Source organism: Companilactobacillus zhachilii (assembly GCF_003606365.2).
Classification (GTDB): domain Bacteria; phylum Bacillota; class Bacilli; order Lactobacillales; family Lactobacillaceae; genus Companilactobacillus; species Companilactobacillus zhachilii.
The window spans coordinates 576,678-602,211 of sequence record NZ_CP031933.2 but is presented as its reverse complement, the minus strand read 5'-3'; the positions used below and the strand labels follow the sequence as shown (position 1 = coordinate 602,211).

Genomic DNA, 25,534 nt, shown 5'->3' with positions numbered 1-25,534 from the left:
GTGCTAACACCACCTGCACAGCGACCTAAATTCCTTACCCCTTACGGCTAGTCTCTTATATATTTTGAATAGTTGGATGATTTTTTTAATTTCATTACTTTTGTATTCTTAATGATTAAAGTAATAGAACTCAAAGTATTTTTTTACCTTAAGCAAAAATCAAAAAATAAATACTCTGGTCGGAGGAACGGATGAATATTAACTGGCAGTGAAAGTGGCGTTATGGCTTTAGCCATTACACCACCGGGCGTGTTTTAAACTTCGCGTACTTTGCGAAGTTTAAAACCGCGAGGCGAGACCTTGGCTCGACTCGGTCCGCACAGCCAGTTAATATTTATCCGTTCCGGAGACGGCAAACCTCGTTAACGACTAAAGGAATGGAGTGAATAAAAAATGTTTGAGGATTCAAATTTACAATGGAACGCAACTTATGATGTGATTGTTTTAGGTTTCGGTGGTGCTGGTGCTACGGCTGCCCGTTTTGCAGCAGATAATGGCGCCAAAGTTTTGATTACTGATTCAGCTCCTGAGGGTCATGAAGGTGGCAATACTCGTTACGCTGGACAAGTTATTTCAACTGGTAGCAATCTCGATGATTTGCGTAAGTATTATCAAGACCTGGCTTTTCCGTTGTCATATGATAAAGATTTGATGGAGACTTACGTTCAAGGCCTATACGATATTCCTAACTATTTGGAAAAATATCTTGGTGTTAAACCATTTATCATGGCACAACATCCCGACTCTCCAGTTTCCAAAGCTTTACACTTTATGGCCCATGAATATCCCGAATTCCGTGGTCAAGCTACCCACGACTTAGTTGCGATGCATGAAGGCGTTGCTGACTCAGCTTTGTGGAAGAATTTACGTCAACAAGTTCTTAAACGCGCTGACAAAATCGACGTCCTTTATCAAACACCGGCTGAACACTTGATTCAAAATCCAGCTACTGGCGCAGTTGTCGGTGTTCAAATTAAACGTAATGACAAATTTCTCAACGTTTATGCCAATAATGGAGTTGTTATGGCTACTGGTGGATTTGAGAATAATTCCAAGATGGTCGAAAACTACCTTGGTGAAACAAGCTTGAATCCAATCGGTTCTTTATATAACAAAGGTATCGGTATCAAGATGGCTAGCGAAGTTGGCGCTCAACTTTATAATATGAATAATTATGAAGCCTATGGTATTTTCCATGGCTTAACACCCAAACCAGCAAAAGGTCAACGTTCACAATTTTTGCCATTTGATTGGCCTGCTTTCCACCAAGGTAGTTTAATTGTTGTCGGTGATGATGGCACACGTTACTTTGATGAAAACGAAATGCATCGTCACGGTCACACTCAAGATCACGGTAACTGGCGGATTCTTCAAGCACAACGTCATCCCTATGTTGTCTTTGACCAAAAGAAATATGATGAACTAGCTAACGACAAGAATGCACCTTATCCCGAATTCTTGGATTCAGTTGTTAAAGCTGATAATCTAGACAGTTTAGCCCAAGTAATGAATGTCAACGTGGATAAATTACGTAATACGATCAAAGATTTCAACCACTTTGCTGACATTAAACGAGACTATGCATTTAATCGTGATGCCGATACTCTAACAGCCTTTGATGACGGGCCATATTACGCTTTAGCAATGGTTCAAGGACTCTTAAATACCCAAGGTGGACCAGTCCACAATTCCAAAGCCGAAGTGGTCGACAATGATAATAACGTGATACCACATCTTTATGCCGCTGGTGAATTAGGAAGTTTGATGGGCCGTCAATATAACGGCGGTAGTAATCTAGCCGAAAACTTGATTTTTGGTAAAATTGCCGGTGAAAATGCTGCCAGCGCTAAGCCAGAAATTAAAACTTCAACCACGGTTGATACACAAACATCAGCCAGTGTCCATGAGGAAGGTTTAGGCTCAGATGTCGGTGAAGAACATTTTGAAACTAAAGCCAACCAATATATCGGCAAATCAACTTCCGGTATGGGTAACGAAATCGTTGTCCGTGTCACTGCGCCTGAAAAAGATGACATTCAAAATATCGAAATTTTGAAACAAAGCGAATCAGACGATTATGGATTAAAAGCCGTTAAAAAGCTACCTAAAGAAATCGTTGCAAAGAATTCCGTCGATGTTGATACTGTCTCTGGAGCTTCGGCATCAAGTAAAGCTATCAAAGAAGCCGTCGCAAACGCATTAAAACAAGTTAAATAGCTTTAGGGAGTTAAACAAATATGTTCATTAAAATAATGATTACAGTAATCTGATTTTGAGTTCTTTCTCAACATTGGTTATAGAACGAATACAGAAATAGGATAGATAAGTTTTCATTTAAATTTATCTACCCTATTTTTTGATTTTAAAGGCAAATCTTAAATATGCCACATTAAAAATTACTAATACACTAGCCTCTGGGTACAAGAAATGTTGGCAGCAGTGAAGGTGGCGTTATGGCTTCAGACATTACACCACGGGACGAGTTTTGAAATTCGCGAACTTTGCGAAGTTCAAAATCGAGACTGGAGACCTTGGCTCCAGTCGGTCCCCACAGCGCCAACATTTCTTGTACCCAGAGGCGGCAGCTAGCAAAATTATATTTTATATAAAGCTGCATATTATGACATAATATGGCATACCATAGTGATATACTTACATCATAATCAGAAAGGCAGTGATTTGATGGATAGTAACACACGCATTATGCAGTTATTTTTTAGAATGGCAAACGGGGAAAGTATTAACTTGTCCACAGCAATGAAAGAATATCATATTTCAGAACGAACATTTAAACGTAATATGACCACCATTCATCGCGCTCTTCCCGAGAAATCGTACGAATTTCATCATGATCTCAAAACAGATAACTATTTCTTAAATCAAAAAGATATCCTATCTTTTGACGAAACTTATGCTATTATGAAAATTCTCCTTGGTACACGTGCCTTTGGAAAACAGGAAATGGATTCCATTGGGAAAAATTTAGTTGAACTTGTTGATACTCACAAACAATCTGATATTAATAATTTATTATCAGCCCTCAAAGGCGGCAGTTACCTACCCGTCAATAAAGATAATAATTTAATTAAGCGGATTGGATTTTTCCGTGAGGCTATCGAAAAACAGCATCCTATCAGTTTCGATTATCGTGATAGCAATCCTAAAGGACATTCATACAAACGAAATATTGGCATTCCGTTAAGTCTTTATTTTGCCAATTACTACTTTTACGTAATCATTTATCGTGAAAATCCTGAGGATGAAAAAAATAATGGTAAAACTTATGTTTACCGGCTCGACCGTTTTTCTAATCCTAAAATGCATCCCCGTAAGCAATTGACTGTCCCTGATGACAAACGAACTGATGAAGCTTCAATCCGTAACAAATCATACTTGATGAACAGTGGCAGCATTATTTCTTATGAATTTATTTATCGTGGCTACTACCCGGCAGCCCTTGATCAATTACCTAATTCAAGAGTCAAAAAAGATTCCGAAGGTGAAATCGTCAAAACAGCCGATGGTGGTGTAATCATTTACGGTCAAATGTTCTTCAATGGTGCAAAAATGTGGGTTCAAGGCCAAGGTAGCAAGGTCACCGTTAAGGCTCCGCAATCGTTGATTACTGCAATTAAAGATGAATTGCAGGAAACATTGAATGGCTATGAAAAATAACTTGACCGTGACTTAACTATTTTTGCCTTAAACGTGTATCAAAACATGGCTTTTTCTTCTTGAAATAGACAAAGGTATTGAATACAAAAAAATCCCACCATTATATAAATAATGATGGAACCCTTCCGCAACAGTCCCCGTAGGGATACTATCACTCATCTCGAATTAATTTTACAGCGTAATGAAGTTATGTCAATAAATTAATTTCTTTACAACGCCAAACATCAATTACACTGTATTTATATTTAAAAATATTTATCTAGTCATTTTTAAAATCAGTATAATCACCTAAATTATTTTGCACGATTTTTAAACATCAAGCGAAAAATCAATATCGTGCAAAATTAGTGCAAAGTGATTTCCCTTTTTTTATATTTCTTAGCAAAGCAAAAAGAGCTAATAGCCTTTATATCAGCTATTAGCTCTTTTATCTGTTTCATTAAATTACTTTTAATGCCGTGTGCAGGAGTCGAACCTGTGACCGCCGGTTTACGATACCGATGCTCTACCAACTGAGCTAACACGGCTTAATAAAAAAATTACATCTAATTCAATGAACTAGATGTAATCTATTTGACACCTAGGTAAATCCTAAGTATTTATAACTCCGGTTGTCAGACTCGAACTGACGACAACCTGATTAACAGTCAGGTGCTCTACCAACTGAGCTAAACCGGAATAATTTAATAGCTCTTTAACAGAACTATTAAATCTTATCAATTTATAGACTCTAGGTCAATAACTATTTGGCATTTTCTTTAGTAATTTTTGTTACGCCACCCATGTATGGTACCAAAGCGTCAGGAATTGTTACGGAACCATCTTCATTTTGGTAATTTTCAAGGATTGCAGCTACCGTACGACCAGCAGCAAGACCTGAACCATTCAATGTGTGAGCAAGTTTTGTCTTACCATTTTCGTCACGATATCTGATGTGTGCACGACGAGCTTGGAAATCAAGACAGTTAGAACAACTTGAAACTTCACGATACTTGTCTTGTGCAGGCATCCAAACTTCAAGATCATATGTTTTAGCTGAACTGAAACTAGCATCCCCACTTGATAGCACAATAACGTGATATGGAAGACCCAATTGCTTCAAAATGTTTTCTGCATTAGCGGTCAATTTTTCTAGTTCGTTGTATGATTCTTCAGGTTTTGAAACTTTAACCATTTCAACCTTGTTAAATTGGTGCATACGAATCAAACCACGAGTATCACGACCAGCTGAACCAGCTTCTGAACGGAAACATGGTGTTAGAGCTGTAACGTACTTAGGCAAGTCTTTTTCATCTAAAATCTTGTCGGCAAAGTAGTTAGTCAAAGGAACTTCGGCTGTAGGAATCAAAGTCAATGGATTTTCGTCAACTGTGACAGTATAAACATCTTCAGTAAACTTAGGGAATTGACTTGTACCAAACATAGCGTTGTTGTTAACCAAGTATGGAGGAATTACTTCTGTATAACCTTCTTTTTGGTGTTGATCCAACATGAAGTTATAAACAGCACGTTCCAAACGAGCACCCATACCGATATAGTAAACAAAACGTGAACCAGCAACCTTAGTAGCTTGTTCAAAGTCTAAGATACCTAGTTCTTCACCGATATCCCAGTGGTGACGAGGTTTGAAACCTTCCTTAGGAATAGCGCCAACTTTTCTAATTTCAACGTTAGTACTGTCATCAGGACCAACTGGAACAGAATCATCAGGAATATTAGGCAAACGAACAAGAATATAGTTCATCTTACCTTCAGCCTCTTCAAGATCAGCATCAATTTTTTTAATATCAGCCCCGACTTGTTTCATAGCAGCAATTTCATCAGAAGCATCTTCCTTGTTACGCTTCTTAGTAGCAATACCTTGAGAAACCTTGTTACGCTTTTCCTTCAAAGTTTCAGTTTGAACAAGTAGTTCACGACGCTTTTCATCGTATGAAAGTAATTCATCGATTTCTTCACTAGTAACGCCACGTGAAGCTAATTTGTTCTTGATGTAATCAGGGTCTTTTCTGATTAGTTTCATGTCTAACATATTGTAGTTTTCCTCCTAATTTTTAGAGAGCGGAGGACGGCGCTTAGATTTCTGATATTTGCCTAGCTTCACGAGTTATGCACCGCTTTTGTGCATAACTTGGGAAGCGTAGCAAAGCTCAGAAATCTGCCGTCCGCAGCTCGTTTTAAAGCCACCGCAGATATAAACCAACAATAACCTTGAGTTTAAATAGGCAATTACCTACAAAAGCCCAATTATATAGGCAGTGGCTCTAAAACGAGCTACGACAGGGCAACTCCTTCCGCTTTTCATAGCCATGCAAATCACCCGCAAAAATCGGCGGGCAATTCGCATGGCTACGAAAATGCTCGGGAGCTGACCGCCCTGTCTTCGCTCTCTACAACAAAAAAAATGGCCGAATCATCCCAATAAAGGGACGAATCGACCATTCGCGGTACCACCCAGTTTCAGCGTATAACAAAATACACTGCACTTTCAGATTTTATCGGATCAAACCGAACGGCATTACCCGTTACCAGAATGCTGGAATAAAAACCATAACGATTTCCACCGACCATCGTCTCTCTGAAAGGTTTTGTGAGTAGGCACTCTCTTAGCTTTTATATTCTTTGTTTATCATAATTTACTTTTTAACAAATATCAACTAGTAGTGGCCACCATTTTTGGTTTCCTTAACGTCGATATCTTCTAGCTTCAAGAATTTTGTCTTATATCTGATCTTGTAATAAATCCAGCAGACGAACAAAATAATCAAGCCACTATAACTAATCAACAGACGGCCAAAATTGAAGTCGACCATTGAACGAACATCTTGTCCCAAAATGATGATAATTCCTAGAACAATGGCCAATAATGGACCAAATGGGAACCACTTAGCCTTATATTTTAAATCATCCAAACTGTAGCCTTTATATAGATAGGCTTTTCTGAAACGATAATGTGAAAAGGCAATTCCTAACCAAGCAATAAAACCAGTCAAACCTGATGCAGCAACTAACAATTCATAGAATGAATCACCATATAAACTAGTAAATAAGGCAATTCCTCCAACTAAGGCTGTTAATAGTAGTGAAAAGACTGGTACGCCTCGACCATTAGTCTTTTGGAAGACATTTGGTGCCATGCCATTTTTACTCATTGACCAAAGCATCCGACTGGCAGCATACAGTCCAGAGTTAGCGGCTGAAATAACTGAAGTTAAAATAACCGCATTCATAATTCCAGCAGCTAAAGGAATTCCGACTTTCTTAAAGACAATCGTAAATGGACTGATTGCAATATCACCCGCACCTGACCCTAGCAAGTTAGGACTTGTATAAGGAATCAAGGCACCAATAACGGCGATTGATAAAATATAGAACAACAGAATTCTCCAGAAAACTTGTTTGATAGCCTTCGGAATACTCTTCTCAGGCGTTGCTGACTCACCGGCCGTAATACCGATCAACTCAGTCCCCTGAAACGAGAACCCAGCAACAACGAAGACACTTAGGATGGCAGGAACCCCACCAACGAAAGGTGCATGTTTATAAGTATAGTTTGAAAAACCAACGGAACCATGTCCGCCTAAAATACCCATAATAGTTAAAATACCGCAAATTAAGAAAATAATTACGGCGGTTACTTTAATTGATGACAACCAATATTCTGTCTCACCAAATGAACCAACAGAAATAAAATTAATTACTAATAAAACAATCATGAACGTCAAACTAATTTTCCACGACGTCCAACTTGGAAACCAATACTTAACAACTAAAGAAATTGTGGATAAATCGACCGCCAAAGTAATCGCCCAGTTGAACCAATAATTCCAACCAAGCGCAAAACCGAAAGCCGGATCAATAAATTTTGTTGCATATGTTGCAAAAGACCCAGAAACTGGCATATATGTTGCCATTTCCCCCAAACTAGTCATCAGGAAGTAAACCATAATTCCGATAGCCACATAAGCTATCAAGGCCCCTCCTGGTCCAGCTGTTGAAATCGAAGAACCACTTGCAACAAACAAGCCCGTTCCAATCGACCCACCAAGTGCAATCATTGACAAATGGCGCGTTTTCAACGACCTATTCACATCATTATTTTCCATCTCTAATTCCCCTTTTTGGACATAAAAAAAATCCTTATTATCAGAGGAACTACCGACAATAAGGATTATAATTATCCCATTAATCAATAGCTCAACGTTTTACAAAAATATTAAACGATAAACTTTTTAGGTTTACAAAGCTTCCCAAATTGCACACAAAAATTGTGTATCATTTGGGAAACTAGGTAAATCGTCGGAAGTTTACTTGTTCTCAATGTTCTATAAAACGACAGTCCATCACCTGTTAAGCAATGGCCCAATCAAGTTATTTAGTAGGAATAACTGACTTCGGCAAACTTTCCTTTCATATTTTTTCAAAGTACCCTATCCGCACTCCAAAATACTAATAATAAAGATTGCACCTCTATCTGATTACAAAACATTATAAATAAATGTTAAGATAGTATCAAGTAGTGTTTAGTATATTATTAATTTAACATTTCCGGGGGAAGACAAATGTTAGAGCAAATTTTCTTAGTTAAGCAAGACGTTGAGAAATACCGCATGCTTACAGTTATAAAATCATTACCTCCTCGTGAAGTAAACTTAAGTAATATTAGTAGCAAACTGCAATTCACATACCAAAAAACTTATAACATTTTCCAAGCACTGCTGGAAGACTTGGCTGAGGTTGCTCCCGATATTGACCCTAGTGATACCAAAATCGAGTCGATTGATTTTACAAAAATTGCCATTGACACTTACCGTTTGTTTTTGGTGAAAAATTCAGTCGTTTTCCAAGCTTTCAATTACGGCCTGACAAGTGCTAACCCATCGTTTGAAAACTTTAGTAATGAACACTTCACTAGTAAATCTACGCTTAATCGGCGAATGGCAAAATTCCGTGCTTTTCTTAAAAACTTTGGTCTCAAGATTTCTAACTCAACACTTGAAATCAAGGGGAACGAAAAGAATATCCGTTGGATGTCTTACTACGTTTACTGGTACATCTATCACGGGCAAGAATGGCCTTTTGGCTTGATTCAAGAATCTTCAATTGACCAAATTATTGGTCGGACCGGAATCACCTTCAATAATCCGATTGTTCACTTTCAATTTAAATACTTCCTAGCAATTTCTAGAATTCGTTTAATCAAACGTAACTACATCGAAGACTTACCATATTATAGCGACGTGTTCGGTGATCAAACACTAGGTGAAGATATTTTGACACATGAAGATTATCCCATCGTACCCGTCAGTGCTTTGGATAATGAAAATAAGTTAGTAAACTTATTCCGTAAAACGGCGTTTCAACCAAGTGACAAAGCCTTTGAAGAACCAATCAACGCCAACGCCGAATCAACCCTAAGTTCTATGCGCTCGTTTATCACTTTATAGATTTCTTGAAGGAACACTATAACGATGATATGGCGGTCTACCATAACCAAAGAACCTTGAAACACATCATGACTTACGTTACTCGTGATATTGTCTTTTATTACATCATGGCGCCTTACTCCCTCATGCATTTAGATACAATGTATGACACCAATCCTGAAGATACATATACAGACCTTTACAAGGATATTTATACGTTCTTTTCTAATGTCGATCAAAATGAATTTCCGGGGATTTATAACGCTGCCGAATTGATTTCTAGAAACCTTTATCAAATTCTACCTAGTTATATTTCAACCATTAGAGCTGAAGATATTATTAAGGTCAAAGTTTTGATTGATCCCGGTAACCAGGCTTCAGAAGTTGTTCTACGTAATATCAGCACTTTAAAATTTGTGGAAATTGTTCCAAATGATGCGTTTGAAGACGTTGATGTGTTAATTACATCACTAGATGTTCTTCCATTAGATATCGAAAAAAAGAAGTACCCTAGTAACTTGAAAGTTATTTCTTGGGATATTTCATCTATGAGACCTGATTATATTTGGTTATTGATTCAGCTAAATCAAATTTACGTTCAGAAGATGAAAGCTAAAATTGAAAATAGTAAAAAGAAAAAGCTCTTTAAAGCTTGAGAGTGAGACAAAACATGTTCAGCTTTCGAGCATTAAGGCAAATGGCCCCAGTAATCCGATTTTGGATTGCTGGGGTCATTTATTTTAAGCGGAAAAAGCTATGTTTTGTTCCATGTTTACGCTGCATATTTAAAGGCAACAATAATTTTGTCCAAAAATCACTTTTTTTGTTGCATTTTAAAAAGTTAGAACTATAATCGTAATTGTAAATTGATAGTGAGTACTCACTATCGTACAAAGGAGAGGATATTATGTTTACAACAATGTTTTGGATTTTAGCAATTTGGTTCATTATTAATGTCATCTGGATGTGGTTCGCAACTGACAACCAAAATCTACAAAAGACTTTTGCTTGGATCAACGTCGTTGCCGTTATTGTGGGATTTTGGGTATACTTCGGTGTCGCTAAAGTTAGTGGCATTGATACATGGTTCAATATTTTGAACTACGTCAATATTGTTTTAGCCATCGTTCAATTCTACTTTGGCTACAGAAACAATAGCAACATGAAACATGCTTAAAGAAATTTTTGAAGTCTACCTCTTGCGTTCCGTTTAGGATAGAATGGAACTATCAATAAAAAAGAGGTACTGCATATGGAAAATCAATATGATATTTATCGTGGATCAGAAAATATAGAAAAACTGACGCCGAAACAAAAATTGATTTTCCAATCAGCCATCGATCTTTTTTCCGAACAAGGCTATGCTAATACCTCAACCAAAGAAATTTCTGAACATGCCGGTGTTTCTGAAGGTAGCATTTTTCGTAAATTTAAGAACAAGGAAGAGTTGTTGATGGCCATCTTAACTCCATTGACTCATAAGATCCTACCCCAGGATTTTGAACAATTTTCTCGTACTGCTTACCAAGATGGCAGTCTCAATTTGAAATTTTTCTTAACAACTATGATTAATGAGCGTATCGGCTTATTTAAGTCTAACCATAAAATAATGAAGATTTTTTTGAATGAGTTTATCTACGATCAACATATTCATGATCGTTTGATTGAGAGTATTCCTAAAAAATCCTTTAAACAGTTCAATACGGTGCTAGATTTCTTAAAAGCCAAAAATCTACTGATTGATTGGGACAATCTCGAGATTTTCAGATTTCTCGCCGCAAATATTTTAGGATACTTGATTCAACATTATATTATCGTTGACCCGAATAAGTGGAACGAATCTTTGGAAATAGAACATGTGACGGACTTTATTGTTAAGGGTTTGACCCCTGATAGATAAATTCTGTTGATAGAAAAACACTGGAGTCTGAAAAATCAGGCTTCAGTGTTTTTTTGATAATTGTTTATTAATATTCTTGAACATCATTTGTACTTACAAATTCATTTGTTGCTACACGATAATACTTAATATCATTAATATATTTATATTCATCAGTATACCAATTGCTTGATTTCTGCAATGCACGATCAGTAACTGCTTTACCTTCATCAGTAACTAATTCAGCAAGTGTATCTGAATTAACACGAACTTTGGTTGTTCTATTATAGTAAAGATAAATATCACTAGCTTTAACCCATTGATTTGTGGCAACACGATAATACTTAGTACCATTTAATTGCATTAACTCATCTGTATACCAATTGCTGCCTGATGCTAATTTACGATCAGTTATTAGATTACCATCATAATCATATACTTTTACATCTGGTTTCTCAGTATAGGTGGCAATCGTATCTTCTATACCATCTATATTTCGACTTACTGAGGAGCTGCTACCTGAATTCGAGGATTCATGATTTTTTGCACCATTATCAGAATTGGAATTCTTCTTTGGTTGATATACTAGATGAATTTCTATGCTTTTACCTTCATGGCTTTCTGCAGTACTAATATAAGGCTGGCTGTAATCTATACCTATCAATGCGAGATTTTGCAATAAGGCTTTGGTCACTGATTTACCATTTTCCGAGGGAATAGGGCTTAATTCTTTATAGCCGTAATCATTTTGAAGAGTAGATATATCCTTATCTAGGCTGTCCTTAGTAATCGGAAACTTAGTCCTATTTCCATTCTGATCTGTTTCAATATAATAACTTCCAGTTATATCTGATTCATTAGAAATAGCTCCTTCGGATATCAATTGATCAGATACTTCTTGTATCTTTCCATCAATATCTTCATTAACATTATCCAATGACTCTGCAAGATCTAAGCAAAAACTAACATTTTCCCCTAATAATCTACCACTTGAATCTACTTGATTAATGGTTACTTTTATAGGTTTTAAATAAACAAGTGAAAAACCCGTCACACTCTTAAAGTTATTCCATTCATTATACTTTAGAGCTTCACTTATAAAACTAACACCAGTATTTCCAAAATCACTGGCACGCGCCGGAATGTAATCTCCCATACCATTAATAATAGATGTTATGTTAGGTTCCACTTTACTAGGTGAAGCAAGAATTCCTGGAAATTTCTTCAACAATTTTGTTGAGGAAATGCCTGCTTCCTTCATTCGATTAGTAAAATTTTCAGTACCTATTTCATTAATTGGAATCTCCATAACAATATTTTTACCAGCCTGTTTTCCGTCATCATAATGTTGATCCACATTGATGCTGATGGTATTATCCGATGTTTCATCTGTATCCTTTGCTGGGGTATTACCTTCATTTTGCACACCAGAATCAGAACCTAACACTGTACTAGCATTTATGGTTATCACTTGGAAAAAAATGCACAGAGTAATTCCTAACACCAATCCAATTAGTAATTGAAAAATGAATTTTGCATTTACTTTTTTCGTAAAATCCCCCCCAGTTCACATTTTTAGCTTATTCAAAAATTATTATATATCTTAATTCTTGGTTCAGTAAATTCTGTTTTAGTCTTCTTAATATTCTGTAACTAAGTCTGCGCTAACAAATTCATTAGTTGCTACACGATAATACTTAACATCATTAATGTAAATGTACTTATCTGTGTACCAATTACTCAATGGCTGTAAAGCTCTGTCTGTGACTACTTTACCTTCATCAGTTATCAATCTAGCAACAGAACCCGAATTAATGCGAACTTTAGATTCATTTGGATAATAAAGATAAACATCATCTGCTTTAGCCCATTGATTTGTGGCAACGCGATAAAACTTATCTTTATTTAATTGCATTGACTCATCAGTGAACCAGTCACTATTTGGAGCTAATTTACGATCGGTTATGATACTGCCGTTGTCGTCATATAATTGGACATCTGGTTTTTCTGCATATGTGGCAATGGTCTCTTCGATGCCTTCAATTTCTTTATTTACTGATGAATTTCCTGATGATGAACTCCCTGACGATGAATCCGAAATATCCTTTGCTTTATAAATTGCATATACATATGCTTTAACACCAGAATCGTAGGTTCCCACCCCATTTTGACTAAATATGGCCTTCTGTTCGTTCAAAAAATCTTCAAAAGATTTTCCCTGCAAAATCTCTTTTGAAATTGGCATAAATTTATTTCCTTGAGAATCTGTTCCAGAACCTTCGCTCAGTGTACTAACACCATCCTTATTATTAACATACACACGACTACCAGAATCACTTATAGAATCATTGGAAATAAATGAATCATTCGAATTAAATCTTTCAAAATTTTTAAAAAAATTCGAAATACTAGATTGGGTAGGTGCGTGGTCAATTGGTACATATACCGTTGAAGTACCTAGTTGTTTACCATTTGTATCTTGGCCAATAATAGTAATAGCCAAAGGCGTATAATTCTTCCACGTGAAAATCTTCTCGACATTACCAGCCTCGTAAAGTGATATTAAATCCGGTGTATCTTTAACCATGGAAGAAGTGTCGTTATCAATTCCTTTTCTATATGCAAACCAACCTAAATTACCGATATCTTGATTAATATCATCCCTTTGACCTAATGTCAAACCTGTCCCTCTTAATTTAGCATCTGAAGGCAATGTTAGTGCTTCAAGATTTGATACCCCCTTAAACATATCAGTAACATTATCTATATTTTTAAAACTTAAACCTGATATGTCTATATTCTCAAGTGCAGAATCACCTTCAAACATTGAACTTACATCTTTAGCATTTTTAGGCGCAAAGTCGGAGAGGTCCGCATACTTAAAATTTTTACAACCTTGAAAAAGATTACTTAGATTTTCAAGATTATCAGCATCAATATAATTAAAATCATTAATTCTTTCCAGTTTTACAAAGTTTTTAAACAGACCACTAATACTCTTACCTGTGCGCAACCTAGCAGTCTCATCGCCAAAGTCAAATTTCGTTGTATCAATATTAATTAGAGTTATATTGTTCCTTAAGTAATCACCGACAGAACCCCAAGGATCACCATCTATCTCATCCATTTGACCAGGTTCTAGAATCAACGCTTTATTGAAGGCTGCCGTCCCATCGGGTTTAGGCAAATTTTCCATCCTCCAATGTATCCCTGCAACCATACCTTCAGTTGGTTCCGCATCTGGATTAGTCACTACCTGCTCTTTTTGTTCGGTCTGTCCTTGACTATCATTACCTTGAGAACCATTTTGTTCTTCCTTTTGAACTGGTATATCTGCACTAGATATGGACTGTTTATCACTACCTGAGTCCTTCAAATAGGGTTGAGGTTCCTCCTGATCCATTTTCGTTTGAGGATTACTTTCGATATTATCTTTAGTAACTGGTGTAACACTTTGATTTTTTGCCACTTGACTACTGCCATCAGTTACACTTGTATCGGTTGTCTGATTTGAATCTTGCACTTCAATCTGAGTAGTACCATTTAGTACTTCAGCCTTAACTACGGTACCCTGAGATATGCCAAATAAAGCCAGTCCCCCAGCCAAACTCAAAGTAGACTTAACAACCCAGTTCTTCCCACTCTTATACATTTTCTTCTTTAATATTGCGTTGGATTTTCTCATCAATTGTTGAAATCTCATCATCCAGCACCTCCCTGATAGGGTTAATTTTAGCACTATAAAATTAAATAATTCGTATAATTTATATATAATTTTATTCTTAAAATATAGAAAATTATTTACAACAAAAAAGCTATCCTCACGATTGAGAATAGCTTTTTTGTTACTTCTTATGACGAGAAGATCTTGTACCATCATCTTTACCAGATCTAGTTGTCTTATTTGGTGTATTAGGTGTATTAGGTTTCTTAGGTAATCTAAAGTTCATATTACCACGGCCACCTTTAGGTCCATCCCCTTTATTACGTTGTGAATAATAGAGATACATCCACACGGCGACAGCAATCAAAACAATGATTCCAATAATAATACCAATCCACTGCTTATTATGAGTTTGTGGTTTTGGTTTAGCTGCATCAACTACATTATCAACTTGTCTTTGTTTAACTGTGATTGTGTAATTAAATTCTTTAGAAAAGCCACTTTCATTCTTCAACGAAATATGTGCTTTATATGTACCTGCATCTAAATTCTTAATTGGGATAAAGTAGTCAAATTGCGAATTAGGGGCGAACTGAAGGTTTTCTGCTGAGTAGTTGGTAGTTTTACTACCGTTGGTTATTTCGGCCTTCAGAGCTACTTTATTGACGTTTATCGGTGCTGTATTGTCTAACTTGTAAGCAATTCCAGTTGAACCAGCTACGGCCTTAGGAGCAGCTGATGTCAAATGCATGTCAGGCATTACACCATCGTCTTTAGAACGAAGGACAACCCCTTTAACATAGCGGACTTGGTTCTTAATATTGATATTCTTAGATTTAGTTGGGCTGACCGAGGCAGTCGTTGTGACACCACCTAAGATAATACCAGCATATTCAGAACTAGGTGATTTAACTTTGAATTCAACCGTTTTATTTTCACCATTGTTGAGTTTAACAACTTTCTTACGCTTGCCATCAACTAATGATGTTAGTGAAGGCAACTTTGACTTGTACAACTTAGTATTATATTTATCATACCCAATAACACCAGAGTCGGCTGTATAAGCATTGTTAACCTCAGCAGTAACCGTAATTGGCTTACTACCAGTATTAGCAATCAAAACTTTCAACGTCTGATCCTTGTTAGGTTCAACCTTCAAGTCAAAATAAGATTCATCTTTGTTAATTTGATTATCTGGCAAAATTGCTTGAATCGCATAAGATTTGTCAGGTGCAGCTTTTACCGTTGTTGCAAAAGGTAAAAGCGTTGTAATCAATAATAATAATGCTGAAAAAATTATAATTAATCTTTTTTTCATACTTTTAACTCCTACCTGAATACCAAATGGCCCAGAATATTAGGAAAATAATTGATACCAAGACACATACAATCAAAATGTAAGTTGTAGTCTTGTTGTAAATCAAACCTTTACAACGTTTATTGATGTTGTTGGCTTGATCTTGGGTGATGGTGTATTTCTTGTGGAATGTCCATGTCGCTTTGCCACTGCGGGCAGCACCTTTTACTACATAAGTTCCGGCTTTGATTGGTGTAGTGTTTTGGTCAAAGTCTACTGGGATTCTTGAGTTGGGGGCTACTTTAGGATAAGTTAAATCGGCAGTCATTTTTTTATCACCAAGATTAAATCTATCTAGCCAACTCTTACGTTTTACAGTCACATGAACTATTACATTCTTCATCTGACCAGGTTCTTTATTCTGTAAGTTAACAATAATGTGTGGTTTTTTAGCTATTACGTCAAGTCCTAGGTCATGAAGTGAAACTATTCCTCCAACTGGCTTGTTAGCATTGGTAATCCACACGGGTACTGTGGCATTACCTTCAGTGATACCTGTGGAATCATAGATATTAAAGCCACCCATGATCAAATTATTAATCTCCCCTGAAGGTAACTTAACCTTAAAAGAGACATCTTTTGTTTTATTGGCTTTTACATAAACTGTCTTCTTTTGTGTCATATCAGCAAAAGCATACTTCAATCCATATTGACCCGCTTTAACATTTTGAGTATAAATAATTTTACCATCCATTGAAGTGGAAGCATTAGTTGGAACAACATTCAACTTAAGATCACGCGTTCCAAAGTTGGACAAGGATATTTTTAATGTTCTCGTAGAATTAGGTTTCCCAATAATCTGGAATCGATCTGATATATTTGAATCTCCAATAAGTGGTGTAACAGTCAATCCGGATATATCGGCTTGGGCAACTTGTTGCATACTTATAAAACTCATCAATGAAAAAAACATCATCGATACTAAATAAATAATTTTCTTATTCATAATAAACCTCTGGTGGTTACCTCTATACCATCTATGATACTAAAAAAGCTGTTCCAAGTCTTGGAACAGCTCAATTTATTTTTTTATTAACGACGACGTCTTCTAGTTGTATTTCCACCGTTGTTACTTCCATTATTGTTCTTGTTATTATTTCTCTTACCTAAGTAAATACCTAGTCCAAGAATAATAGCTAACGCAAGAATAGCTAACAAGATGTACAACCATAGATAATTTGGTTTAATACCTGCTAATTTATTGTACTTAGCAGCATCATCATTTGTGATAGAAAAGTCTTTATTTAGAACGTAGCCTTTTAGACCACCTTTGGTCTTATAAGTCATTTTCAAATGATAATTACCTGACTGTAGAGCTTTTTTGCCCCAAGAAATAGTGTAATTATAATTAGTTGTCGGTGCTATTGATTGATTTGATGAATTTGAAACAATTTTAAAACTTTTGTCCCCTTTTTTAGTAACAACAGCCTTAACGCTCATATTCCCAATATAATCATTTTGAGAATTATGTACATTAGCAAGAACTCCGGGACTTGGATGTGCACCTGCAACAACTCTATTAGGCTTAACCGATCTAATCGACAATTTAGCGGGATCAGATTCAGCACCCTTTTGATGAATTTGAATTGGTACAGAATAACTAAATTTATTCTTTAACAATGTACCATTCGAAGCTACAGTACCTTTAGCTTTTTCTTTGTAAGGGGCAACGTTAACACCACCAAGTAAAGTCCCTTTAAACTTTTCCTTAGGAATCGTTATTTTAAATGTAATTGTTGCTGTAGTATTACCAGGAACTGAAAAAACAGACTTCTGAGGAGTCGCAGTATCCTTAGTTTGAATCTTTAGAGATGGGTCAGTAACTTTTTCAGAGTCATAAGCAAGTTCACCGTTATTATTTGTATAACCAGTATTTACTCTATATAGAAAATTTCTCTTTGAACTCTCTTGATTTATAACCATTAGCTTCAAATCAACAGTTTGCCCTGGATCTCCTGTAATAACATAACTACCATTGCTAATATCTACATTGTCATTCGACTCCCCTGCTGGCTTTAGTGCATATCCACCTGAAGTTGCTTGAACATTCTGAGTACTAATAATGCTTGCTCCAATAACCGCAAGTAAAGAAAATACAAATACAATGAAAATACTTCTAATCTTTTTCATATAATCCTCCAAACAAACCACTATAATACGTTCATTATAAAATAAAAACCACTACACTAGTAGTGGTTTTTAAGACTATTTTTCTTTATTTATACAATACTAGTAATTAGTTACCTGTACCTGTATCTGTACCAGCACCAGTCTTAGGAGTAGCTGCAAGAGTCCATGTAATAGTTGAGTTCAATGATTGAACTTTTTGTTCGCCTGCATTGATTCCACTAGGAACTGACAATGATACTAAATCACCTGTGTTAAGATCAGCAGCATATGTACCAGTTGTGTATCCTGTTTGACCTTCTGCAACAGCCATAACGGGAGCTGCCTCTTTATCGGTCGTAGCAATATTTGCCTTTGCTGTTTGGAAAGGAGTAGTACTATTCATATAGTCCTTGCCATTAAGTGTCATATTTGCTGGATTTAAGTTAAGAATAAATGGATCCTTTGCATCGTTAGAACCTACAACGGCATTACCTTTTGCATCTTGGAATGAACCTAATGAAGCTGAAACTGTGAATCCACTTAGTGCATTACGTGATTCAATAACTTGTAGTGCACCTTTATCGTTACCATCAACAGCAGCTGTACCATCTGTTGCTGTTGTGTTTGATGTATTTTGTGAACCCTTGCTGTTGTCAACAAGTCCTTTTACAGAACCTGAAGCAGCTGTACCAAAGTTGAAGTCAGGAACTTGGTCAAGAATCAAGACACCACTTACAACATTAACAGAAGCATTTGAATATGCTGCTGCTGGTCCAGTTACAGAATTATCAGCATTTGTATAGGCAATTGCTAATTTACTATCTGTATTACCTAATTGACCTGCATTTTCCATTCCGCTTGCATCTTTTGTTTGTGAAACTTCACCTGTTGTACTATCTACAACACCTGATGTCTTTGCAGCTTGTGCTGTAACTGCTGGTGCAAGTGCTCCCAGTACCATACCTGATACTGCTAATGATCCTACTAAAACATTTCTTGATAATTTCATGATATATCCTCCCTGATATAGAAAATTATTTTTTTGTTTTTGTCTTTCTTGATTACAATTAGATAATAACAAATTTTACAAGCTGTACATCTCAATATTTGTAAAAGTTATTTATCAGAATTGAATCACTTTGAAACTTGTAAGAACTTCAAGCTTTTCCGTAGCTTGTAGCCATAAAAAGCGAATAGACCAATCAAAATCGTAAAGCCTGTTATGATTAATCCAGTGTCATGTGCATCACCCGTTTGTGGATATGTCGACATGTTATTGATATTAACCGAAGGAACGTAGTCCGTGTTAACTTTCTTAGCTTCAGTACCAGTACTTGATCCGGTATTATCTGAGTTAAGTACTACGCTTGCATTTGAACCACCGCCACCGTCAAGGCCTAAATCATCTCTAGCCTTGGAGGCGACAACCGCAACCGGTGCTGATCTATCAGCGCCACCTCCAGTCGTACTGTTAGATTCGGCAACTACATGTGTAAAGCCAAATCCTCCAATCACACCCAACAATATAACGGCAATTGCGAAGAAACCGACTACTCGCTTTTTGACTGTGAGACTTTTTCTAGTTCTCATTTTTCTCTTCATATCAAAAACCTCTCATCAAAAGTCTTGTCTGTTTTCTCCTTACGCTTTGTATAATACCATCTGTCTACCTCCTAACTAACCCGAAATAATTAAGAATTTCTTACAAGAAATGAATCACTTCTTCAGCAAGTAGTATTTTACCGGATTGCTCTGCCCCGTGTATGGAAGCGTTTGATTTACTTCGTACATGTATTTAAAAGCTAATGCTTCAAGGAGTTTTTGCGGTGCAAGGTTATCTTTTTCAGTCGAAGCCCAAACTTCAGTTAACTGTAATTTGCTGAAGCCATACTCTAGCAACAAGTTAACAGCTTCTTTAGCGTAACCTTGATTGCGAAACTTCTTATCTATTACAAAGCCAATCTCGCGTGTCGGCAACAATTCAGCTGATTCACCACGCTTGTTCAATTCAATTATTCCAATCATTTTGTCATTTTCTACCAAAGAAACAGCGTAGGCACTGTCTCTTCGTTGATACATATCAAGGAGATCACGACCAAAGTCTACATCCTCGGTGTATTCTAGTCCAGCTAATTTATGGTTATTTTTGTCCTGTACCAATTCCAAAAATTGTCCTAAATCTGACGGCTCAAAATTGCGGATTTTTACTCTTTTTCCTATCAAGTTCATTTTGGATTCCTCATAATAACTTATTTTTCAATCTAATTTCTGGGTTTTTATTCAGCGGTACCCTATAATAAATCTATACTGAGTTTAGTTCAATTATGAAAGGGTGATTTTGTATGGATTTAGATTTTAAAGGCGACACAATTACAACTTACGGTGATCCGTTGACTGTTGGTGAACAATTCCCAGACTTTACCGTACTTAACAAAGACAACAACGAGGTTAAACTAAGCAGTATGCTTGATAAGCCTCTATTGATCAGCGTCGTACCTGATATCAACACTCGTGTCTGCAGCATTCAAACAAAGCATTTCAATCAAGAAGTTGATGGTCATTCAGAAATCAACTTTGTTACTATTTCAACTAATACACCAGAAGAACAAGCTGATTGGTGTGCTGCCGAAGATGTTAAGAATATGCAGATGCTATCTGACATCGACCATGACTTTGGTAAGAAATCCAAAATTTGGATTAGAGACCGCAACATTTTAGCTCGTTCAGTTTGGGTCGTTGATACAAATAGTGAAATCATCTATTCCGAAATCGTCCCTGTTCAATCAGACGAACCTAGCTATGATCGCGTCTTGGGTCAATTAAACGAATTAATCAAATAATTTTTCAAAATAAAGAGAGTGCGACAAAACATGGTCAGCTTTCGAGCATTAAGGCAAATTGAGCTAGTAATCCGATTTTGGATTGCTAGCTCAATTTGTTTTAAGCGGAAAAAGCTATGTTTTGTTGCACGTTTATGCTACATGTTTAAAGACAATAAAATGTTTCCAGTTGCTAGAACATTAAAACATCTTTTGATTATTATAGATACATAATTTCTTAATTAATTTGATTGCTTTATCTACGGCGATGTTTAACAAAAGTTACGAAATGCAAGATACATGCCAGCAAGACAAAGAATATCACCGTAAAGCTGACGTAATTCAACCAGAAGTTACTTCCAATCCAAGTCTTCAATGGAATTTGAATTCCCATTGTAATTAGCGCCATCACGGCTATCATGAAGAATAATTGAATATATCTTTTCAAAGTTGAATCATCCTTTCTCTTGCGAACTGAAATCTTTCTGGCATACTTTTTGCACAGTTTCTTCTTATTGTAAGGTATAGTTTTCATGCCAAATGTTCCTGGTAAAACTATCTCGCCAACTTTTATGACACCAGCAGCTGACATAACCCGATCAATCGTCTTAAATGACTCGTCCGTTACCCCAGTAACAAAGTTTTCCAATGGAGAAACGTAACACGATGTAAGACTCAAATAATGTTTATTCTTAAACTTCCCCGGAATCGTATCGCCGTTTTCTTTAAAGTAAACTAACTTTGGCCGCATACAGTCAAAGAAATTCTTCATCACCCCAGACAACTCACGGAAATAAGTTGGTGCAGCAATGACCCAGACATCACTTTCCATCATCTTTTCAGCCAATTCATCCAAAACTAAATTTTTTCATGATATTTATGCGGCGTAATATCGTAATTTTCTAAGTAAACCGTCTCAGTCTCCACACCTGGTTCAACATTATCCAAAACTTCAGCCAACAACTGACCATTCAGACCATGTTCTTGATGTGAACCAAGTATCCCTAAAATCTTCATACACATAACCACCCTTCAAAAACGCTTAGATTATTCCCATAAAACAGAATAACAACGAGTAACTGAACCGACTTATTTTGTTGAAATCCCACTCATAACAATCACCAGTCACAAGAATTACCAACAAATTCCATCATTTCAGTTACATTAGCCTCCGGTTGCGTACGAAATGGTCAGCAGTGATAGTACTGTTAAGACTAAAGTCCTTACAGTACAGGACGTGTTTTGAAATTCGAGCGATTTTCTCGAAGTTCAAAACCGAGACTGGAGACCTTGGCTCCAGTCGGTCCCACAGCAGACCATTTCATGCGCAACCGGAGGCGGCACCTTTTATTTAAGTCTAATATACAAGATTATTATATTCAAAACACTAGCTTTATTAAAAAATTGTTGCTACAGTATGATTAACTAAGGAGGTCTGGAAATTTATGAAAGTTCTTATTATTGGTGCTCACGGTAAGGTCGGTCATCTACTAATCGGAGAGTTACAATCAAGAAACATCGATTTTGTTGCTGGATTGCGCAGTCAAGAACAGATCAAGGCCTACAACGATAACAACATTGAAACTCAATTTATTGATTTAACAGCATCCCTTGACAGTATCAAGGATTCTATCGAAGCTTCTGGTGCTGACGTCATCGTCTTCTCTGCCGGTGCTGGTGGTGCTGGATATGATCGAACACTAGAAATTGATCTCGATGGTGCAATTAAAACAATGATGGTTGCTGAAGCTATTGGTATTAAACGTTATATCATGGTTAGTTCAATCTTTAGCGACAATCGTAGCAAGTGGGACGCATCAGGTATCAAACCATACATGATTGCTAAACATTACGCTGACGACCATTTGCGTGGTACTAACCTTGACTACACTATCATTCACCCAGGTGCTTTGACTGATGAAGATGGTACTGGCAAAGTTAAATTACTCGGTTCAAATGAATCTGGTAGTATTCCTCGTGTCGATGTAGCTCGCGCCTTGGCTGAAATTATTCAAAATCCAACTACAATTGGAAAAGAATATACTTTTGCTAGTGGTGATCAAGCAACCGAAGACGTTTTTAGATAAATTACCAAATAGTTTTTTCACTTAAATCAAAAAGAATCATCAATCCAAATTCGGATTGGTGATTCTTTTTTGTCTTAATCTTTAATTATCGAAATTAATAAATTGTAAACGAATCGCATTTAAAACGGCAATGATTGTTACACCAACGTCAGCAAAAACTGCTTGCCACATATTGACCATTCCCAATGCTCCTAATGCTAAGAACAAAATCTTAATAATCAAAGCAAAGGAAATATTTTGAATCACAATTTGACGTGTTCGTTTAGCAATCTTCATTGCTCGAGCAACTTTCGAAGGTTCATCGCCCATTATCACAATATCCGCCGCCTCAACAGCAGCATCTGATCCTAAGCCACCCATAGCAAAGCCAATATCAGCTGTTGTCAAAACGGGAGTATCATTGATTCCGTCACCAACGAAGGCAACTTTCTTATTAAGAGCGTGTGAATCTTGCAATAAATTATCAACAATTTCAACTTTATTTTCTGGTAATAAGTTCGTATAAACGGCACTCATTTTAAGTTTGTCAGCAATCGCTGATCCAACCTTTTTGTTATCACCAGTCAGCATAACAGTCTTCTGAATACCACGATTATTTAGCAATCTAATGGCTTCTGAAGCATCTTTCTTAGGTTCATCGGCAATTACTAAGTCGCCCCAGAACTTACCGTTAACCGCAATATAAACGATTGTGCCAATAGCATCCGCTTCAATAAATTCGACTCCAGCACTAGTCATCGATTTAGCATTTCCGACAACGACCGTTTGACCGTTGATTTCTGCTTGTAAACCATGACCAGCTTGTTCAGTCGCATTTTCAACCGGCAAAATTTTACCCGTATAAGTGTCTAAGATTGAGGCTGCAATTGGATGAGTTGAATTTTTCTCAACACTAGCTGCCATTTGAAGTAATTCGTCTTGAGTAATCCCTGATACTGGAGTTACTTTGATAACAGAGAATTGACCTTTAGTCAAAGTCCCAGTCTTATCAAAAGCTACCGTATCAACGTTATTCAAGGCTTCCAAGTAATTGCTACCTTTAACCAAAATACCTTGTTTTGAGGCTGCCCCAATCCCACCGAAGAAACTCAATGGAACTGAAATAACCAAAGCACATGGACAAGAAATTACTAGGAAAATCAAAGCTCGATAAATCCAAACATCCCAAGTACCATTCATTACAAGTGGTGGCAAAACTGCTAAAGCAGCAGCTAATCCAACCACGATTGGCGTATAGATCTTGGCAAACTTAGTAATAAATTTCTCAGTGTTAGCTTTTTTACTGCTGGCATTTTGAACTAAGTCCAAAATCTTGGCTACTGTAGAATCGCTGTAAGCCTTGCTTACTTTAATTTGTAAAGTTCCGTTTTGATTGATGGAACCACTCAAGGCTTGATCGCCAACTTTGACATTTTGTGGCATTGATTCACCTGTCAAAGCTGAAGTATCAACCGATGACTGTCCTAAGACAACTGTCCCATCAAGCGGAATCTTCTCTCCTGGTTTAACTAAAATAATTTGACCAATTTGAACTTCACTTGGATCAACTACTTTCGTCTTACCAGCCAACTTCAAAGTGGCGAATGCAGGCTTCACTTCTAATAGCGCTGAGATAGACTTTTTGGAACGGTTAACAGCAACATCTTCAAAGACATTCCCCAATTCATAAAACAACATCACTGCGATTGCTTCAGGATATTCTCCCAAAATAATGGCTCCAATCGTTGCAATACTCATCAAGAAATTCTCATCAAAAATTTCGCCATGAAAAATATTTTTCACTGCCGTATAAACGATACGAGCCCCAATTACTAAATAGGCTGTAACGAAAAAACCAATATCAATCGGTTCTGGCAGCAATGAACTAGACCCAATAAGTAGTAAACTAAAAGAAACTAACAAGCGAATAATGGTTAATTTCGTTTCTTTACTTAATTCGTTTTTAAGACGCTTTTGCTTTTTCTTAACTTTATAATCAGTTTGGACATCGTAAGATTTCATCGAAACATCCTCCTTGAAAAGGTTTACATGCTCATCTGAATATATGAGCAATCATTCATATATTAATTATAATATAATAGGTCTTAACGAATTTCAACCCAATCTAACCTTATTCAACAAGAGGACAAATTATGCCAGAACAAAATTTTGAGGTAGAACATCAAAAAGCTCTACACAATTTAAAACAAAATCTTCCTAACGACGAAGACCTCGATGCCATGGTCAATATTTTTAAAGCTTTCGGCGACATGACACGAGTAAAAATAATTCTTGCCTTAGCAGAAACACCATTGAGTGTTGGTGAAATCGCGGATACCCTTGATATGAGCCAATCTTCAATTTCACATCAATTGAGTATTCTCAAACAACTCAATCTTGTTTCTAACGCGAGACGCGGACGTAACATCCATTATCGTTTGAGCGATCAACATATTATTACGATTTTTAAGCAAACTCAGGAACACATTATTGAAGACGAAAATGACTTTTAAACCACTCCTTAATTGAGTGGTTTTTT

The 25,534-nt window shown here is 36.5% G+C and carries 20 protein-coding genes, 2 tRNA genes, 1 pseudogene and 1 riboswitch; of the genes and pseudogenes, 9 read left to right on the top strand and 14 right to left on the bottom strand.

Annotation, left to right across the window (positions count from 1 at the left end; all coding sequences use genetic code 11):
• The first annotated feature begins 393 nt into the window (after positions 1 to 393).
• Positions 394 to 2,217, top strand: coding sequence for an FAD-binding protein (locus D1B17_RS02615; protein ID WP_120143172.1), 1,824 nt, complete (start codon positions 394 to 396; stop codon positions 2,215 to 2,217).
• Positions 2,218 to 2,721: 504 nt separating this feature from the next.
• Entirely contained in the window at positions 2,722 to 3,675 is a 954-nt protein-coding gene (locus tag D1B17_RS02610) for a helix-turn-helix transcriptional regulator (protein ID WP_166806603.1), read from the top strand.
• A 454-nt stretch (positions 3,676 to 4,129) separates the two neighbouring features.
• On the opposite strand, the gene D1B17_RS02605 is transcribed toward D1B17_RS02610, so the two are convergent.
• The 4 genes from D1B17_RS02605 to D1B17_RS02590 form a co-directional block, all read right to left on the bottom strand.
• Positions 4,130 to 4,202: transfer RNA gene (locus D1B17_RS02605), tRNA-Thr, on the bottom strand.
• A gap of 78 nt (positions 4,203 to 4,280) precedes the next feature.
• Positions 4,281 to 4,353 (bottom strand) — tRNA-Asn (locus D1B17_RS02600).
• 64 nt (positions 4,354 to 4,417) lie between these two features.
• On the bottom strand, positions 4,418 to 5,707 hold the full coding sequence (gene serS / locus D1B17_RS02595) for a serine--tRNA ligase (protein WP_120143174.1): 1,290 nt from the start codon (positions 5,705 to 5,707) through the stop codon (positions 4,418 to 4,420).
• Between the two features lie 625 nt (positions 5,708 to 6,332).
• Positions 6,333 to 7,781, bottom strand: a complete 1,449-nt coding sequence (locus D1B17_RS02590; protein WP_120143175.1) for an amino acid permease — start codon at positions 7,779 to 7,781, stop codon at positions 6,333 to 6,335.
• Between the two features lie 178 nt (positions 7,782 to 7,959).
• A riboswitch (Lysine riboswitch) is annotated at positions 7,960 to 8,156 on the bottom strand.
• Between the two features lie 81 nt (positions 8,157 to 8,237).
• On the opposite strand from D1B17_RS02590, the gene D1B17_RS02585 reads away from it, so the two are divergent.
• The 4 genes from D1B17_RS02585 (at position 8,238) to D1B17_RS02570 (ending at position 11,001) form a co-directional block, all read left to right on the top strand.
• Positions 8,238 to 9,122 (top strand): helix-turn-helix domain-containing protein, encoded by an 885-nt coding sequence (locus tag D1B17_RS02585; RefSeq protein ID WP_120143176.1) that lies wholly within the window; start codon positions 8,238 to 8,240, stop codon positions 9,120 to 9,122.
• 5 nt (positions 9,123 to 9,127) lie between these two features.
• Positions 9,128 to 9,757 (top strand): hypothetical protein, encoded by a 630-nt coding sequence (locus D1B17_RS02580; protein ID WP_137432090.1) that lies wholly within the window; start codon positions 9,128 to 9,130, stop codon positions 9,755 to 9,757.
• 251 nt (positions 9,758 to 10,008) lie between these two features.
• Complete coding sequence (locus D1B17_RS02575; RefSeq protein ID WP_120143178.1) at positions 10,009 to 10,278, top strand: hypothetical protein; 270 nt, start codon at positions 10,009 to 10,011, stop codon at positions 10,276 to 10,278.
• Positions 10,279 to 10,353: 75 nt separating this feature from the next.
• Complete coding sequence (locus tag D1B17_RS02570) at positions 10,354 to 11,001, top strand: TetR/AcrR family transcriptional regulator (RefSeq protein WP_120143179.1); 648 nt, start codon at positions 10,354 to 10,356, stop codon at positions 10,999 to 11,001.
• Positions 11,002 to 11,068: 67 nt separating this feature from the next.
• Here D1B17_RS02570 and D1B17_RS02565 read toward each other — a convergent pair whose 3' ends face one another.
• The 8 genes from D1B17_RS02565 to D1B17_RS02530 form a co-directional block, all read right to left on the bottom strand.
• Entirely contained in the window at positions 11,069 to 12,484 is a 1,416-nt protein-coding gene (locus D1B17_RS02565; RefSeq protein ID WP_166806602.1) for an SLAP domain-containing protein, read from the bottom strand.
• 135 nt (positions 12,485 to 12,619) lie between these two features.
• A complete protein-coding gene (locus D1B17_RS02560) occupies positions 12,620 to 14,686 on the bottom strand; it encodes a BspA family leucine-rich repeat surface protein (protein ID WP_166806695.1) in 2,067 nt (688 codons plus the stop codon).
• A 139-nt stretch (positions 14,687 to 14,825) separates the two neighbouring features.
• Positions 14,826 to 15,962 (bottom strand): DUF916 domain-containing protein, encoded by a 1,137-nt coding sequence (locus D1B17_RS02555; protein WP_120143182.1) that lies wholly within the window; start codon positions 15,960 to 15,962, stop codon positions 14,826 to 14,828.
• 4 nt (positions 15,963 to 15,966) lie between these two features.
• Positions 15,967 to 16,947 (bottom strand): WxL protein peptidoglycan domain-containing protein, encoded by a 981-nt coding sequence (locus D1B17_RS02550; protein WP_120143183.1) that lies wholly within the window; start codon positions 16,945 to 16,947, stop codon positions 15,967 to 15,969.
• An 86-nt stretch (positions 16,948 to 17,033) separates the two neighbouring features.
• Complete coding sequence (locus D1B17_RS02545; protein WP_120143184.1) at positions 17,034 to 18,131, bottom strand: DUF3324 domain-containing protein; 1,098 nt, start codon at positions 18,129 to 18,131, stop codon at positions 17,034 to 17,036.
• 106 nt (positions 18,132 to 18,237) lie between these two features.
• Positions 18,238 to 19,119 carry a WxL domain-containing protein gene (locus tag D1B17_RS02540; RefSeq protein WP_120143185.1) on the bottom strand — a complete coding sequence of 294 codons (882 nt, stop codon included), beginning with the start codon at positions 19,117 to 19,119 and terminating at the stop codon, positions 18,238 to 18,240.
• A gap of 125 nt (positions 19,120 to 19,244) precedes the next feature.
• A complete protein-coding gene (locus D1B17_RS02535) occupies positions 19,245 to 19,712 on the bottom strand; it encodes an LPXTG cell wall anchor domain-containing protein (RefSeq protein WP_120143186.1) in 468 nt (155 codons plus the stop codon).
• A gap of 114 nt (positions 19,713 to 19,826) precedes the next feature.
• Positions 19,827 to 20,339 (bottom strand): GNAT family N-acetyltransferase, encoded by a 513-nt coding sequence (locus tag D1B17_RS02530; RefSeq protein ID WP_120143187.1) that lies wholly within the window; start codon positions 20,337 to 20,339, stop codon positions 19,827 to 19,829.
• 113 nt (positions 20,340 to 20,452) lie between these two features.
• On the opposite strand from D1B17_RS02530, the gene tpx reads away from it, so the two are divergent.
• The gene (tpx, locus tag D1B17_RS02525) at positions 20,453 to 20,950 is read left to right on the top strand and encodes a thiol peroxidase (RefSeq protein WP_120143188.1); all 498 of its coding nucleotides are present in this window, start codon (positions 20,453 to 20,455) and stop codon (positions 20,948 to 20,950) included.
• A gap of 235 nt (positions 20,951 to 21,185) precedes the next feature.
• On the opposite strand, the pseudogene D1B17_RS02520 reads toward tpx, so the two are convergent.
• A pseudogene (locus D1B17_RS02520) lies at positions 21,186 to 21,946 on the bottom strand (NAD(P)H-dependent oxidoreductase).
• Positions 21,947 to 22,374: 428 nt separating this feature from the next.
• On the opposite strand from D1B17_RS02520, the gene D1B17_RS02515 reads away from it, so the two are divergent.
• Positions 22,375 to 23,016 carry an SDR family oxidoreductase gene (locus D1B17_RS02515; RefSeq protein WP_120143189.1) on the top strand — a complete coding sequence of 214 codons (642 nt, stop codon included), beginning with the start codon at positions 22,375 to 22,377 and terminating at the stop codon, positions 23,014 to 23,016.
• Between the two features lie 81 nt (positions 23,017 to 23,097).
• On the opposite strand, the gene D1B17_RS02510 is transcribed toward D1B17_RS02515, so the two are convergent.
• The gene (locus tag D1B17_RS02510; RefSeq protein WP_120143190.1) at positions 23,098 to 25,017 is read right to left on the bottom strand and encodes a heavy metal translocating P-type ATPase; all 1,920 of its coding nucleotides are present in this window, start codon (positions 25,015 to 25,017) and stop codon (positions 23,098 to 23,100) included.
• Between the two features lie 131 nt (positions 25,018 to 25,148).
• Here D1B17_RS02510 and D1B17_RS02505 point away from each other — a divergent pair, with 131 nt between their 5' ends.
• A complete protein-coding gene (locus tag D1B17_RS02505) occupies positions 25,149 to 25,508 on the top strand; it encodes an ArsR/SmtB family transcription factor (protein ID WP_120143191.1) in 360 nt (119 codons plus the stop codon).
• Positions 25,509 to 25,534: the final 26 nt, after the last annotated feature.